Raw genomic sequence first — 15,418 nt, forward strand, 5'->3', positions numbered from 1 at the left:
TGTTCGGCGGCCGGAGGGGCCGCTTCCAGTAGCGAGGTACGCACATGCCGAACGCACAGGCGCTGAGCATCCCGGAGCAGGGACGCATCAACCCGGATCTCACGATATCCGCAATCCACGGACAACCCGGAACGAAAACCGGCTATATCGGCCTGGCAGACGCGCTCCGCGTCATTCGTCGCCGCAGCGGCGTGATCCTGCTGGTGGTCGCGCTCGCCTTTGTCGCCACCTTGCTGTTCCTGGCGACGACGCCGCCGGTGTTCAAAGCGACCACGACTGTAATGGTCTTGCCCCCCGACCAGAGCGCATCGTCCTCGGTGCCGAACGTGGTGCCCACTGCAACCGACGACGCAGCCATCCAGACAAAGGTCGAGCTGTTGCAATCCCGCGCGCTGATGAAGCAGGCGGCGCAGTCCCTCCGGCTCGCGGATGACAAGGAGTTTTCCCCACCGGTGGAGGAGCGGTCGTGGACTGATAGCCTCTTTGCTTTCCTTACGCCCGATGCTCCCGCACCGCGTGATCCGCGCGACCTGGCGGAGATGGCCGAGCGCGCCCGCAGCGAAGCAGTCACCGATCGCCTGATAGACCATCTCAGCGTCGCGCGCATCGGGCGCTCCAACGTCATCGCCATCACCGCCTCGTCGATGGATCCGGCCAAGGCCGCGCTGATCGCCAACCGCTTGGTCGAAACCTATATCCACAACCAGATCGACGAGGCGAACGACAGCCACCGGCAGCAGATCAAGGCGCTGTCCAAGCGTGTTGCGGAGGTCCGCGCCTATCTCGAGCGCGCCGATCTCGCGGCTGCGGCCTATCGGCGCCAGCATGGCCTGCTGAGTTCTCAACCGGAAGGCACTGCCAATGCCCAGGCGAGCCAGCTGTCCGGGCTGCGCGTCCAGGCGATGTCGGACAGCGCGAACGACGGACGCCGGGCGGCGGCTGTCTTGCCGGGTGGCGCTCCGGTGGCGACGTCTCCGCTGCTGACGGATTTGCTGCAGCAGGAAACGATGCTGTCGCGAAAGGTCGCGGAGCTGACCACCTTCTATGGCGCGGGCTATCCGCCGCTAGTTCAGGCTAGAGCCGAGCTGACGGCGTTGCGAACCCGCATAAGGCAGGAGACTGGGCGGATCCAGGCTGACCTCCACGCGCAGGCGGCTGCCAGCGAGGCCAGGAGCGCGGTGGTCACAGCGGCGATATCGGGTCTGAGGAACAGGTCGTTCGGGGATGGGCAGGCTGCCGTGCCGTTGCGGGCGCTCGAGCGAAACGTCGAAGCCCTGAACGCACAATATTCGGCGCTTTTGAACGAGCTCAACGCCAAGCTTGGCGCACAGCTCGACAATAATCCGGACATATCCCGTGTTTCACGCGCCCCGGTGCCCGACACGCCGGCCTATCCGATGCCCAAGCGCGTGCTGACCATTGCGCTGCTCGCGGCCTTGGCTATCGGCATCCTGCTGGCGTTCATCATCGACACGATGGACACCAAATTGCGCACCGGTGAACAGGTGCGCCGCCTGTTGGGCATTCCGACCCTGGCGATGGTGCCCGAGATGGATGCCGAGGAAGGCAAGGTTCACGCGGCAGTAGCCGGACGGCCGCGGTCCCGCTTTGCGGAGGCGATGCGCAACCTGCTGATCGAGCTCGAAGTCCGCATCGTAGCCGACCGCGGCCGCGTGGTCGTGATCACGTCGCCGATCGAAGGAGAGGGCAAGAACACCGTGGCAGTGAGCCTGGCGGCGGCGGCGGCTGTGCTAGGCCGGCGTGCGGTTGTTGTCGATTTCGATCTTCGCCGGCCCGACCCGGCGATGAACGAGGGCAACAACGAGCGGAAAAGCGCCGGCGTCGTGGCCTTCCTGGCGAAGCGCGCGCTGGTCGACGACCTTGTCACGGTCGAGGAGGAGGGACATTTCGCCGTGATCGGCGTCGGCGAAACCGCGCGGGATCCGGGCGCGCTGATCGGGTCGCCCCAGCTGCCCCGGCTGATCTCGGAGCTGCGCGAGAGATTCGAGCTGGTGATCCTCAACGGCCCGCCGATCCTGCCGGTGCGCGACGCCAAGACGCTCGCCGATCAGGCCGATGCGACGCTGCTGGTGTTGCGCTGGGGCAGGACCAGCCCCGAGGCGGCGATGGCGGCGATGGAGATATTTGGTGGACAAATCACCGGCGCAGTCATCAACCGGGTCGATTATGAGGCACATGCGGGCCGTCGCTATGGCGATGCCATACACCACGTCTCCCGTTCGACCGCTTATTATGAAGCGGAGCCGGAGCGGGCGGGGTCGCGCTTCAGAGCCCGTCGATGGGTTCACGGCCTGGCCGGTCGGCTGTCCGAGACCCTGCACCTGACCTAACGGGCCAATGGCAGGCGCGGCCTGCCGCAAGTACGGCCATAGGTTGATGCATGTGATTTCGTCCGAATCATGTTCTGCTATGCTCTTCATTGACAAGTAATTCTGTGCGCCGTGCCGGCTGTTACGAAGCTGGCGATTGGTCGACCGGATCGGCTTCGGCGCGTTTTTTGTCTGCATCCGCCGCTCGTGGCGAGGCGCACTCGCTGCGGCGGTGAGGGAGACTTGTGCATGACAACAACGGCAGGTGCGCTGGCGACATCCACCTTGGGCAAGACGCGCGCAATCCAGCTGATGAGCGTTTGTAACAGCGATTTCGGGATGAAGATTGAACATGACCGACACGGAATATGATCTGCGTCGCGCCGAAGCAGAGTTGGCGCTGGCGCAATCCGCAACCCATTTTGCAGCCGTCAAAGCGCATTATGTCCTCGCCTGTCTCTATCTCGATCGTGCCTATGGTGAATGCATTGCGAAGGCGCCTTCGCCGCTCGATCTTGCTTTTGGAGCCAGCGGGTGTGCGCAAGGCGCGTAGCGCATTACGACACCGGGCTACGACTGGAGGCACCTAGCATGACGCCATTGGCGACCTTGATGAAGAGGGGGCAAGATTGCAGCCGACCTGAAGGCCGAATTCGGCAGTTGCCGCGCGAATATTCAATGACAGCTGATCATCGACCAAGATCCCCAACGTCGAAGGGCCGCGCCACCCGTGGCGCGGCCCTTCCATTGTCGGTCCCATGCGGCCGCGGGCATATGGCCCGGCCGCGGCGGACCCGTCGGGCGGGTCGGCGGCTGCGCGCCGTCAGGCCGAATATACTCCTGTGGAGCAGATCGAACCCGCAAGGCGAGCCGCATAGGGCGTTGGACAATGAGACATTCGATCACCTCCTTTCATCTGTTGACGATGGACCGAATATGGTGGGCAATATTGATAAGAGAAGGGATATTCTCGATGATGTCGCGAGCGGGTGCGTTTTTCGAAAAAAGCCCGCCGATCCGGGGATCGACGGGCTCCTTGTGCCGGGCCGGCAGGTGGACTCCTTGAGGCCCGGCGCAATGATCGTGCAGCCTAGCGGACGGTGCCGCGGCGAACGAGGTTGACGATCGCGAGCAGCACGATCGCACCCAGCAGCGAGATGATGAGGGTGGAAGCGGTGATCGCACCGCTGGTAATCGGCGGGACGCCGAGCAGCGGCGACAGCAAGAATGCGGCCAGGAAAGACCCGATGATTCCGACCACGATATTGAGCACGATGCCCTGTTGAGCATCGGTGCGCATTATCATGCTGGCGATCCAACCAATGACACCCCCGACTACAAGAAGAATAAGAAGACCCATCGATCTACTCCTCGGTACGAGCCGGAAGTGGCTCAGCCAATATAACGTTGCTTGATCTTTACCGTTCCCCACCTCGCCTCAATTCGTCCCATAGCCGTCACGACAACATTGTGCCGTCCGAGTCCGGGTGGGACGCGCGAGAGAAAAGGAGGATTGAACGCCAGCGGCCCACCGCTTCCGGTCGGGTCACGCCGCTCGCCCATAGTTCGCATCTCAGACTGCCGTGCTGGAAACCCTGGCGTGGCTGCCTTCTTCATCGGCGCGGATCTTGCCGCCGAACAGCATCTTCAGCCTTCCGCTCAACGATATATCCGATTCCCATAGCTCGGCCTCATCGATGTCGAAGCGCGCCAGCGCCAGGTTCGGATCGGATTTTCCACCGGGGAACCATGCCTCCGCCTGGTTCGACCAGAGCTTGCCGATCATGGCAGGGTCGTTGTCGACGGTGATGCGGCCGGACAGGCACGCGAAGAAGTCCTGACCCTTGGAGACGAACTGCGCCATTGCCGGTCCGCCGGGCGCGATGCGGTTATCCTTGCCGATAAAGAAGTAGATCCGATCAACCTGGTCCTTGTCGAGTTGCACCGTCAGCGGCTCCGCATGGGTGCGCGGTTCCGAAAGGCCGACCATCATGAACGGGCCGTGGCTCAGTTTGGCCCAAAGATGTTCCTTGAGTTTGGCTGCGTCCGACATCTCCGTCTCCTTTTCGTGAAGATCGCAGAACGAAGTACTTTACAAAGGTTTCCGTCAGGAAGCGGGATGGCCCCGGTGGAGGTCGCGGTTCGACAGGTTATGGGGACGCGCAGACCGAGCCTATCATGAGGGGCGGAAACACATAGGAGCAGGGCGGCATGGCCGACCTGCTCCCCAATGATATGGCTGGAAAGTCAGATGCGGTTAACCACGCCCTTCACCTTACCCTTCGCCTTTTGAAGATCGCCTTTGGCTTCCAGGGCGTCGCCATCGGCGCGGATATCGGGCCGATCGAGTGCGTCGCCGACCGCGCGCTTGGCCTTGCCGGTGGCTTCATTGGCATAGCCTTTGGTTTTGTCGAGCATTTCGCCCATCGGGAATCTCCTCAACTATACAGACGCTGCACCAACGTTCCGCAGTAAGTCGATGTTCCTATATCATTGATATGGATTGCTTTGGTCCCGGAACGAGCGCTGTTATGCGGGCATGGTCGCGCGATGGAAGAAAAGCGCCTGGCTTATCGCAGTCCTGATGGTGGAGCGCTGGAAGGGCTTGGTTACGAGGAAAGCGGGCTCGGGGCGCTCTCCGGTTAACAGCCGTTCCGGAAATGCCGTTATGAAGATCACCGGTACGGAAAAATCTGCTAGGATCTCCTGCACGGCGTCGATGCCGGAACTGTCGTCAGCGAGCTGGACGTCGGCGAGAACCAGCCCCGGCCGGTGCATCCGCGCACTGGCCACCGCTTCGGCGTGGGTGACCGCAATCCCAGATATGCCGTGGCCCAGGTCGCGCACGACGCCTTCGATATCCATCGCGATGATCGGCTCATCCTCGATGATCAGCACGTCAGTCCGGGCCTGCCGCTCGATCTCGGCCAACGCCTCGGCGGCAAGTGCCTCCACTTCGGACCGGTCGCACCGCATCAGATAAGCGGCATCTTCCGGCGTAAAGCCCTCCATTGCGGTGAGCAGCAACGCCTGGCGCGTTCGCGGAGTGATCCTGCCGAACCGTGCTTCGGCGGTGCCGGCCGCCTCCCATTGATCGATTAGTGCGCCATACAGCGCGAGCCGAGGATCGACGTCACGGGGAAAGCTGTCCGGCGCAGCCACGATAGCCTGCAAGGCTTGACGGACAAAACGGTCGCCCTCCAGCTGCGAACCGGTGAGCGCCCGCGCATAGCGCCGCAGAAAGGGCAGATGGGGGGCAAGTTCACGGCCAAGCGGCACTGTCGATACTCCTGCAAAGGCGAATAAAGATCGTGGCGCCGGTGCCGTGGCCGCACCGACACCATCCGATCGGGCTGACGGACTCAGTTGCCGCTGCGTGGTGCCAGTGGCTTGCTGCTCGACTTGACGGTGCTGCCGTCCTCGATAGACGCAGCGCTATTGGCGGCGACCGCAGCGTCACGCCGGGACTTGCGGACCGCGCGCTTGACGTCGCCAACGGCACTTCGCGTCGTGTCGGCAACCGCGTCGTTTCCAGGTGCTGCAGCGACATCGGCGCGGGCTGAGCTGGTCTCGGTCGTGGCTACCGCCCGACTGGCGGCCGGTGTATTTCCGCGGGCGGACGCATCCACGCTTCCTGCGATCTGAGCCGATGCCGGGGCGAACGCCAGGCCGAGGGCCATCATCGCGGCCGCTTCACATATCCTGTTCAATTCACCCTCCAGCTAACTTGGTCACTCGTCCGTCTCGGAGGTGGCAACGTGCGGCGCCCGCTATCGATCCTGTGCGGTTACGCGGCGACGGACTCGGGCTCGCGCGGATAGACACCGGCCAGGACCATGTCGAAATGGTCACGCACGCGGTGATTGCAGTCGCAGGCAATCGCCTCCAGCCGGTCCACATCGAGGATCACGATCCGCCGTCGACGCGATCCGAGTATGCCCATCATGCCGAGCTGGCGCAGGGAACGGTTGATGAAGCTGCGGCCGACGCCCAGCATCTCACCGAGCTGTTCCTGTGTTATGATGATCTCGTTGCGGCCGATGCGGTCGCGGGTCGCGATCAGCCAGCGGGCGAGGCGCTGCGCAATGGTGTGCGAAGCGTTGCATGCGGCGGACTGAAACAGCTGAGCCACGAGACAATCGGAATAACGGGCGACCCAGTTGGTGATGGCCGGCGACTGCGCCTTGGCCTGATTCAGTGCACTGAGCGGCAGGCGCAGGAACTTGCCCGCGAACTGGACATGAGCCCGCGCATAGGCGGGATAGCTCCCCGTAGAGATGATGCCGCCCACGGCGCCCTCGCAACCCACCAGCGCGGCATCGACCATATGGTTGGCATCGGCAGCGACCACGAACGAGGCTGCCGCGGCATCGAGCGGGAACCAAGCGTAACGGACTTCGCTGCCAGCCTCCTGCAATATCTTTCCGGTAGGACAATCCACGACCGTGAGCGACGGCAGCAGCAGCATCAGGTCGTCAGGTTTAAGCGCCGCGAGCAAGCGATTTTGTAAGGCAGTATGTGTATCGATCATACTCAACTCCAACAGCTGAGTTCCAAACGTTGCCCCCCCGTACATGTTCATCGGGACACACAGGAAAAACGAAAAAAATTATGACGAGAGATGAAAGTCATTATTCCTTCGGGTATTAGTCGTGATGGCTCGATCTATGTTGCGCCCGTCGAGTGACGCGCTCAGGCCGCTGCGTCGTCCTGACCCAATGCGATGGCGCGTATGATCGCGGCACGATCGACGGGCTTGCGGACAAACCCTAGCCAATGTGGATGGTACCGATCTGTTCGGGATGGCGGCAGAATAACTATGTCATCCCCGCGACACTGGTTTTCAGCCAGCGGGCTACGGCCTCGATCCTGGCGAGGCGGCGCAGGTCGCTATGAGTGACTAGCCAGAAGCTGCGGCGGATCTCCACCAGTTCGGGGAGCAGCGGCATGAGTGAAGGGTCGCGGTCGCCGATGAAGGCTGGCAAGATGCCGATGCCCGCGGCGCTGGCGATCAGCCTGTGCTGCACGTTGATGCTGGTGCTGCGCGTGACCGCCGACAGGCCGGCGCCGACTTCGCTGAGATAGTCGAGTTCGGGCGAATAGATGAACTCGGGGACATACCCGACCAGCGGGTGCTGCCTCAAATCCTCGATACGCTTGGGTTTGCTCATGGCGGTCAGATAGTCGACTGCGCCGTACAGTCGCAGGCTGTAGTTGCCGAGCTTCACCGCTACGAGCCGGCCCGTGCGCGGGCGTGCGAGCATGACCGCCATATCCGCCTCGCGTTTGGAGGGATTGAGGAAGCCAGAGGCGGTGACGAGATCGAGCCGGATGTCAGGGTGATCGCGCTGGAAGGCAGGAAGGGCTGGCGCGAGCACCCAGGTCGCGAAGCCTTCAGCGACGCTCAGCCGCACCTGGCCGGACAGGCTGGATGAGTCGCCTGTCACATCGCCGATCGCCGCCAGGGTCGCGCTTTCCATTTCCTCGGCGTGGGCGAACAGCGCCTCGCCACGCTCGGTCAGCCGCCGCTCGCCCCCGATCGTCTCAAACAGGCTGGCGTTCAGGCTGGTCTGAAGGCGAGCGATCCGCCGGCTCAGCGTCGTCACGTCTATTCCCAATGCCCGCGCCGCCGGCGCCGCCTTGCGCATACGGGCAAGCACCAGGAAAATCCGCAGGTCGTCCCAATCCAACATTCTCGACACATACTGCAAAAATGCATAATTAACATGCAAATATACCAGCTTGCCTGCGAGAACTCACAGGTTCATTTAGCCCGCGAAAGAGGCATTCCGCCGGGATCGTGATGGCTGCCTCGACGCTTTTGCAGGAGTGGATCGATGGCCCACGCTATTCTCGCCTTGGTTGATTCCGATCCGGCCGCCGTCGAAATTGCGGACCTGGTCGCTAGGGCGCGCGTCGCGCAGGCGCAGATCGAACATTATACCCAGGAGCAGGTCGACAAGCTGATCACCGCGATGGTGTGGGCGGTTGCCAAGCCGGGCGTGGCCGAGAAGATCGCCCGATTCACGGTCGATGAAACCCAGCTCGGCAATTACGAGGGCAAGTTCCTCAAGATCTTCCGCAAGACCCGCGCGACTCTGTACGACATCATCAGCGATAAGTCGGTCGGCATTCTCGAGGAGGATCCGGTCCGCAACATCGTCAAGATCGCGAAGCCGGTGGGCGTGATCGGCGCCCTTGCGCCGACCACCAACCCGGAGGCGACGCCGGTCATCAAGGCGATTTCGGCGGTCAAGGGTCGCAATGCGATCATCGTAGCGCCGCATCCGCGCGCCAAGCTCACCAACAAGATGATCTGCGATCTGATGCGCGAGGCGATCGTCAAGATGGGCGCCCCTGCCGACCTGGTGATCGGTATCGATACGCCGTCGCTCGAGAAGACCAATGAGCTGATGAAGCAGTGCGATCGCATCCTCGCCACCGGTGGCGCGGCGATGGTCACGGCCGCCTATTCCAGCGGCACGCCGGCGCTTGGCGTCGGTGCGGGCAACGCGGTCGTCACGGTCGACGAAACGGCCGATCTCGACGATGCCGCGGAAAAGATCCGGATCTCCAAGACCCTCGATCTCGCGGCAAGCTGCTCGTCGGACAACAGTGTCATTCTCGTGGATGCGATCTACGACAAGATGCTCGCCAAGCTGCAGGAAAATGGCGGCTATATCCTCGACGACGCCGCCAAGGCGAAGTTGCAGGCCGCGATCTGGGTCGACGGGCATATCAACGCGACGGTCGTCGCACAGAACCCGAAGTTCATTGCCGACTATGCAGGCTTCGAGATGCCGGAGGGCACGCAGTTCTTTATCGTGCCGGAAACCGGTTTCGGGCCTGATCACCCCTTCTCGGGCGAGAAGATGACCGTCACTATGGCGCTGTATCGCGCCAAGGACATCGACGAGGCCATCCGCCTGACCAACGGCATCCAGGCCTATCAGGGCCAGGGACATAGCTGCGGCATCTATTCGAACAGCGATGAAAACATCATGAAGCTGGCCAACGCTACGAAGACCTCGCGCGTGATGGTCAACCAGCCGCAGGCCGCGTCGAACAGCGGCAATCTGTGGAATGGCATGCGGCAGACCTTTTCCCTGGGCTGTGGTTCGTGGGGTGGCAATTCGACCAACAACAACATCACCTGGCGCGATCTGATCAACGAAACCTGGGTTTCGAAGCCGCTTGCCCAGACGAAGATCCTGCCACCGGATGAGGTGCTGTTCGCGTCCGTCATCGACGAACTCCAATAATCCGGCGGTCGGCCGGTTGGAGTTTGACGTTGTGAGCGCAGGGGGGCAGTGCCTTTAGCCATGAACCAGTTTGATTTGACCGATGACCAGCGTGCCATCCAAGACATGGCGCAGAAGTTCACCGCCGATGCCATCACGCCATTCGCCGCGGAGTGGGACGAACATCATATTTTTCCCCGCGACGTGGTAAAGGCCGCCGCCGACTTGGGGTTCGGCGGCATCTATGTCTCCGAGCAGGGGGGCGGAATCGGCCTCGGCCGGCTCGAGGCGGCGCTGATCATGGAAGCCATGGCCTATGGCTGCCCCTCCACGTCGGCCTTCATCTCGATCCACAACATGGCCGCGTGGATGGTCGACCGCTTCGGCGGTGCCGAGGTCAAGGCGAAGCACCTCGCCGAACTCGTGTCCTGCGACAAGATCGGCAGCTACTGCCTGACGGAGGCGAGCGCCGGGTCCGACGCGGCGAGCCTCCGCACCAGAGCAGTTCGCGACGGCGACGATTATATCGTCACCGGATCGAAGGCGTTCATCTCCGGCGGCGGCGAAAATGAACTTTATATAACGATGGTCAGGACCGGCGAGGAAGGCCCCAAGGGCATCTCATGCCTCGTCATCGAGAAGGACATGCCGGGCGTGAGCTTCGGCGCGCAGGAGAAGAAGCTGGGCTGGCGGTCCCAGCCCACGGCACAGGTCAACTTCGACGGCGTGCGGGTACCGGTCGCCAACCGCCTGGGCGACGAGGGGGCCGGTTTCGGCATCGCCATGTCCGGGCTTGATGGCGGGCGGCTCAACATCGGCGCCTGTTCGCTTGGCGGTGCGCAGCGCGCTCTCGATGAAGCTGTGACCTACACCAAGGAGCGGCGACAGTTTGGCAAGGCGATTGCCGAGTTCCAGGCGACGCAGTTCACGCTGGCCGACATGGAGACCGAATTGCAGGCGGCCCGGATGCTGTTATACGCCGCCGCAGTAAAGGTGACGGCCGGCACGGCCGACAAGACGCGTTTCGCCGCTATGGCCAAGCGACTGGCGACTGACACCGGGTCGTCAGTGGTGGATCGTGCGCTGCAATTGCACGGGGGATATGGCTATTTGCAGGATTATCCGATCGAGCGACTGTTTCGCGATCTTCGCGTGCATCGCATCCTCGAAGGTACCAACGAGGTGATGCGGATGATCGTCAGCCGGGATATGCTCCGATAATGAGCCAGGACGTCCTCACCTTCGTCGAAGGCCGCACCGGCCGGATACGGCTCAATCGCCCGAAGGCGATCCACGCGCTGACCCATGAGATGTGCACGGCCATCATCGCGGCGCTGACCGCCTGGGCCGGCGATGATACCGTCGATCTGGTAATGATCGATCACACCGAGGGCCGGGGTTTCTGCGCTGGCGGTGACATTCGGGTTATTGCCGACAGCGCAGCGGGTGATGGCGTTGCCGGGCGCGCCTTCTTCCATGAGGAATATCGCCTCAACCATCTGCTGTTCACCTATGCCAAGCCGACCGTCGCATTCCTCGATGGAATCACCATGGGCGGCGGCGTCGGCATCTCGCAGCCATGCACGATCCGCGTCGTCACCGATCGCACGATCTATGCCATGCCAGAAACCGGGATCGGCCTGTTTACCGATGTCGGCGGCGGTCGATATCTCTCGCGCATGCCAGGGCGCACGGGGCAATATGTGGGGCTGACCGGCGCGCGGCTCAGCGGCGCTGAATGCTTGGCGCTCGGCATCGGCAGCCACTATATCGCGAGCGATGATGTGGAGGCCCTGAAAGCGGCTATTCTCGGCAATCCTCAGGCGATCGACGGGGCGCTCCGCAGCGCCGGCGCTATGGTGCCGCCCGCACCGATCCTCGACCACCGGGCCGATATCGACCGGCTGTTCGCTTCCGACCGTTTCGAGGATGTCCTGGCGGCGCTGGCCGAGGACGGTGGAGACTGGGCGCTGGCGACGCTCAAGACGCTCGAGACCAAGTCGCCGCGAACCTGCAAGGTCGTGCTGCGGCTGCTCGTCGAGGCGGCCAAGATCGAAGACTTCGCGGCGGAAATGAGGATGGAATATGCCGTCGCTGTGCATATCATCGCTCGCCCGGATTTCGTGGAAGGTGTCCGTGCGCTGATCATCGACAAGGACAATGCGCCGCGCTGGAACCCGCCGACGGCGGCGGGCGTCAGCGAGGCCGAGGTCGACGCAATCTTCGCACCGCTGCCGTCCACCGAGGCCTGGACGCCCCTGCCCAACGCTTGAAAGGCTCATAGATGTCTTACGAAACCATTCTCGTCGAGCAGCAAGGCGCTGTGACGGTGATCCGGCTGAATCGTCCGGAGGCGCTGAACGCGCTGAACACGCAGGTGCTGGCCGATCTGATCGATGCCTTCGGCAAGTTCGACGCCGATCCGAGCCAGCGTTGCGCAGTGCTCACGGGTAGCGAGAAGGCATTCGCCGCCGGGGCCGACATCAAGCAGATGCAGTCGAAGAGCTTCTCGGCGATGTTCGGCGAGAATTTCTTCGCCGGCTTCGAGCGGGTCACCGCGACGCGCAAGCCATGGATCGCTGCGGTATCCGGCTTTGCGCTGGGCGGTGGCTGCGAACTGGCGATGATGTCCGACATCATGATCGTCGCCGACAATGCCAAGTTCGGCCAGCCGGAGATCAAACTCGGCGTCGCGCCCGGCATGGGCGGTTCGCAGCGGCTGACCCGCGCCGTGGGCAAGTCGAAGGCGATGGACATGTGCCTGACCGGCCGGATGATGGATGCGGTCGAGGCCGAGAGGGCTAATCTGTGCAGCAAGGTCGTGCCGCTCGCCAACCTGATGGATGAGGCGCTCAAGATGGCGCAGACGATCGCGGGAATGCCGCCACTGGCGGCGATCGCCAACAAGGAGATGGTCAACGTCGCGTTCGAATCCGGCCTTTCCACCGGACTCCTGTTCGAGCGGCGTCTTTTCAATGGTCTGTGCGCGACGGCGGACAAGGCCGAGGGCATGACCGCGTTCGTCGAGAAACGACCGGGCAATTGGACGGGGCAGTAAGATGGCAACGATCGGATTTATCGGGCTTGGCAATATGGGCGGCGGAATGGCCGCCAATCTGGCGAAGAAGGGCCATGACGTTCGCGCCTTCGATTTGTCGAAGGAGGCGCTCGACAAGGCGGTTGCTGCAGGCTGCGTAGCTGTCGGCTCGGCCGCGGAAGCTGTCGCAGGCGCAGAGTTCGTCGTGTCGATGCTGCCAGCGGGCCAGCACGTCCGCTCAGTCTATGAAGGCGAGATATTTTCTGCAGTTCCGGCGACGGCCCTGCTCATCGACTGCTCGACGATCGATGTCGCGACTGCGCGCGCCGTCGGCGCGGCAGCCGCCGCCAAGGGGCTGGCGATGGTCGACGCACCGGTCTCGGGCGGCATCGGCGGCGCCAATGCCGGCACGTTGACGTTCATGGTGGGCGGCAGCGTGGAGCATTTCGGCCGTGCGGAACCGGTGCTCGCGTTGATGGGCAAGGCGGTGATCCACGCCGGCGCTACTGGAGCGGGCCAGGTCGCGAAGATCGTCAATAACATGATTTTGGGCGCCACCATGGTGGCGACATGCGAGGCGTTTGCGCTCGCACAGAAGCTCGGCCTCGACCTTCAGACCTTCTACGACATATCGTCGAAGGCCACCGGACAGAGCTGGTCGATGACCAGCTATTGCCCGGTCCCGGGCGTCGGGCCGACCAGTCCAGCCGACAGCGATTATGAGGGGGGCTTTGCTAGCGCCTTGATGCTCAAGGACCTCAAGCTGGCCGTGGAGGCGGCACAGGGCGTCGGCGCCAGTGTGCCGATGGGTGGCCATGCCGAGAGCCTGTACCAGGCTTTCACCAACCTTGGCGGCGGCGGCAAGGATTTTTCGGCCATAATCAAGCTGCTGGATGGCAGCTTTACGAAATAATCTGCGCGGCAGGGTCAGGCTGGCACGTCGTTGAACTGCAGCCTGGCGAGCCGTGCGTACAATCCTTCCTGCGCGCTGAGGCTCTGGTGCGTTCCCTGTTCGACCACCCGGCCATGATCCATGACGATGATCCGGTCGGCCGCGCGGACGGTGGCGAGGCGGTGGGCTATGACGATCGTGGTGCGGCCCCGCATCAGCCGATCAAGCGCATCCTGGATGAGCTTTTCCGATTCCGCGTCGAGCGCCGAAGTGGCCTCGTCGAGCAGCAACAGCGGCGCATCGCGCAGCAGTGCGCGTGCGATCGCCAGTCGCTGGCGCTGGCCGCCCGACAGCCGCGCGCCGGCTTCTCCGAGAAATGTGTCGAGGCCCTCCGGCAGAGTCCGCAGGAAGGTCGCGGCGTTGGCCGCCTCGGCCGCTGCCCAGATTGCGCTGTCGTCGGCATCCCACCGGCCATAGCGCAGGTTATCACGCGCCGAGGCGCCGAAGATTACCGTCTCCTGTGGCACTACGGCGAGCCGGGCGCGGATGTCGGCCGGATCGGCATCGCGCAGAGCCACGCCATCGAGGCGGATCGCGCCGGCTTCAGGATCGTAGAAACGCTGCGCCAGTTGCAGGATCGTCGATTTGCCCGCGCCCGACGGGCCGACCACCGCCACCATTTCGCCGGGTTCGACGACCAGGCTTATGTCGTCGAGCGCGAGTACCTCCAGGCGGGTGGGATAGCGGAAGGCGACATGCTCGAATTCAAGCCGGCCACGCGCTGGTGAGGGCAGTGCGACGGGCCGGGCGGGCGCCCGGATGTCGGGCTCCGCGCCCAGCAGCTCGGAAAGCCGCGCCGCCGCACCCGCTGCCCGCACGATGTCCCCATAGACCTCGGCGAGCGCACCGAATGCACCGGCGACGATGCCGCCGGTCAGGATGAAGGCGGCGATGGAACCGCCCGACAGCTTGCCTGAAGCGACATCCACTGCGCCTTGCCACATCACCAGCGTGATCGAGCCGAAGATCAAGGCGATCACGATCGCCGTCATCACCGCGCGCATGCGGATGCGCCGCTTTGCGGTGGCGAAGCCTGCGCCGACGACCGCTTCGAACCGTTGCGCCTCGCGCGCCTCCTGGCCGAAGGCCTGGACGATCTTCATTGCCCGCAGCGTTTCGGAAACCGTCGCGCCGACGTCGGCGATACGGTCCTGGGTACTCTGCGACAGCCTGCGCAGCCGCCGGCCCATCACGATGACGGGGAGCAGGACGAGCGGGATACCGAGCAGCAGCAACGCGGCAAGCTTGGGCGCGATCGCGAACAGATAGATGATGCCGCCGATCGCGAGCACGAAGTTGCGCAACGCCACGGACACGGTGGTGCCGACGACCTGCTCGATGACCGAAGTATCGGCCGTCAGCCGCGATGCGATCTCCGACGGCCGGTTCTCCTCGAAGAAGCTCGGTGCCAGGCGCAGCAGGTTGGCCTGAACCGCGATCCGGATGTCGGCAACGACGCGCTCGCCCAGCCAGGAAACAAAATAATATCGGGAGGCTGTGGCAAGTGCGAGCACCAGCACGATGATCAGCAGGTAGCGGAAATAAGGGCCGACATCGCCGCCCGAGGCAATGAACCCCTTGTCGATGACCAGGCGGAACCCACCCGGGATCGCCAGCGTCGCCGTCGCAGCGACGATCAGCGCCAGCACCGCGCCGACAATGCGGCCGGGATAGGCGAGCGCGAAACGCCAGATCATGGCGAGCTCGCCGAGCTTGCGGGGGGAGCTTTCGGGAGGACCGTTGCGTTTCGCCATGGGGGCGGCCCTAGCAACCCTTCGGCGCAGGCTCAATCGCGGGCTTCATGATCTGGCAATTTGATCATGCTATCCCCACATCGTTTCTGAACCGCGGCATTGCG

At 63.4% G+C, this 15,418-nt stretch carries 15 protein-coding genes; 7 read left to right on the top strand and 8 right to left on the bottom strand.

Going from position 1 to position 15,418, the window contains the following annotated elements:
- The first annotated feature begins 44 nt into the window (after positions 1–44).
- A complete protein-coding gene (locus tag AAC645_RS00685; protein ID WP_340313092.1) occupies positions 45–2,351 on the top strand; it encodes a GumC family protein in 2,307 nt (768 codons plus the stop codon).
- A gap of 331 nt (positions 2,352–2,682) precedes the next feature.
- On the top strand, positions 2,683–2,883 hold the full coding sequence (locus tag AAC645_RS00690; protein WP_340313093.1) for a hypothetical protein: 201 nt from the start codon (positions 2,683–2,685) through the stop codon (positions 2,881–2,883).
- A 537-nt stretch (positions 2,884–3,420) separates the two neighbouring features.
- On the opposite strand, the gene AAC645_RS00695 is transcribed toward AAC645_RS00690, so the two are convergent.
- From AAC645_RS00695 to AAC645_RS00725, 7 genes are all read right to left on the bottom strand, one after another.
- On the bottom strand, positions 3,421–3,690 hold the full coding sequence (locus AAC645_RS00695) for a GlsB/YeaQ/YmgE family stress response membrane protein (protein ID WP_340313094.1): 270 nt from the start codon (positions 3,688–3,690) through the stop codon (positions 3,421–3,423).
- A 213-nt stretch (positions 3,691–3,903) separates the two neighbouring features.
- Positions 3,904–4,383 carry a pyridoxamine 5'-phosphate oxidase family protein gene (locus tag AAC645_RS00700; RefSeq protein WP_340313095.1) on the bottom strand — a complete coding sequence of 160 codons (480 nt, stop codon included), beginning with the start codon at positions 4,381–4,383 and terminating at the stop codon, positions 3,904–3,906.
- A 194-nt stretch (positions 4,384–4,577) separates the two neighbouring features.
- Complete coding sequence (locus AAC645_RS00705; protein WP_340313096.1) at positions 4,578–4,757, bottom strand: CsbD family protein; 180 nt, start codon at positions 4,755–4,757, stop codon at positions 4,578–4,580.
- A 102-nt stretch (positions 4,758–4,859) separates the two neighbouring features.
- Positions 4,860–5,609: a response regulator gene (locus AAC645_RS00710; protein ID WP_340313098.1), complete on the bottom strand. Its 750-nt coding sequence runs from the start codon at positions 5,607–5,609 to the stop codon at positions 4,860–4,862.
- Positions 5,610–5,692: 83 nt separating this feature from the next.
- Positions 5,693–6,040, bottom strand: a complete 348-nt coding sequence (locus AAC645_RS00715; protein WP_340313099.1) for a hypothetical protein — start codon at positions 6,038–6,040, stop codon at positions 5,693–5,695.
- Positions 6,041–6,117: 77 nt separating this feature from the next.
- Positions 6,118–6,861, bottom strand: a complete 744-nt coding sequence (locus AAC645_RS00720; RefSeq protein WP_340313100.1) for a Crp/Fnr family transcriptional regulator — start codon at positions 6,859–6,861, stop codon at positions 6,118–6,120.
- 286 nt (positions 6,862–7,147) lie between these two features.
- Positions 7,148–8,023: a LysR family transcriptional regulator gene (locus AAC645_RS00725; RefSeq protein ID WP_340313101.1), complete on the bottom strand. Its 876-nt coding sequence runs from the start codon at positions 8,021–8,023 to the stop codon at positions 7,148–7,150.
- A gap of 144 nt (positions 8,024–8,167) precedes the next feature.
- On the opposite strand from AAC645_RS00725, the gene AAC645_RS00730 reads away from it, so the two are divergent.
- Genes AAC645_RS00730 through mmsB form a run of 5 tightly spaced genes read left to right on the top strand, consistent with a single transcriptional unit; the run spans position 8,168 to position 13,521 of the window.
- The gene (locus tag AAC645_RS00730) at positions 8,168–9,592 is read left to right on the top strand and encodes an aldehyde dehydrogenase family protein (protein WP_340313102.1); all 1,425 of its coding nucleotides are present in this window, start codon (positions 8,168–8,170) and stop codon (positions 9,590–9,592) included.
- Positions 9,593–9,652: 60 nt separating this feature from the next.
- Positions 9,653–10,792 carry an acyl-CoA dehydrogenase family protein gene (locus tag AAC645_RS00735; protein ID WP_340313103.1) on the top strand — a complete coding sequence of 380 codons (1,140 nt, stop codon included), beginning with the start codon at positions 9,653–9,655 and terminating at the stop codon, positions 10,790–10,792.
- The gene (locus tag AAC645_RS00740; protein WP_340313105.1) at positions 10,792–11,844 is read left to right on the top strand and encodes an enoyl-CoA hydratase/isomerase family protein; all 1,053 of its coding nucleotides are present in this window, start codon (positions 10,792–10,794) and stop codon (positions 11,842–11,844) included. The genes AAC645_RS00735 and AAC645_RS00740 overlap by 1 nt, the downstream gene beginning before the upstream one ends.
- 11 nt (positions 11,845–11,855) lie before the next feature.
- Positions 11,856–12,629: an enoyl-CoA hydratase-related protein gene (locus tag AAC645_RS00745; RefSeq protein WP_340313107.1), complete on the top strand. Its 774-nt coding sequence runs from the start codon at positions 11,856–11,858 to the stop codon at positions 12,627–12,629.
- Between the two features lies 1 nt (position 12,630).
- Complete coding sequence (gene mmsB, locus AAC645_RS00750) at positions 12,631–13,521, top strand: 3-hydroxyisobutyrate dehydrogenase (protein ID WP_340313108.1); 891 nt, start codon at positions 12,631–12,633, stop codon at positions 13,519–13,521.
- A 14-nt stretch (positions 13,522–13,535) separates the two neighbouring features.
- Here mmsB and AAC645_RS00755 read toward each other — a convergent pair whose 3' ends face one another.
- The gene (locus AAC645_RS00755; protein ID WP_340313109.1) at positions 13,536–15,314 is read right to left on the bottom strand and encodes an ABC transporter transmembrane domain-containing protein; all 1,779 of its coding nucleotides are present in this window, start codon (positions 15,312–15,314) and stop codon (positions 13,536–13,538) included.
- Positions 15,315–15,418: the final 104 nt, after the last annotated feature.

It is taken from the genome of Rhizorhabdus argentea (assembly GCF_037861105.1).
GTDB classification, from domain to species: Bacteria; Pseudomonadota; Alphaproteobacteria; order Sphingomonadales; family Sphingomonadaceae; genus Rhizorhabdus; species Rhizorhabdus argentea.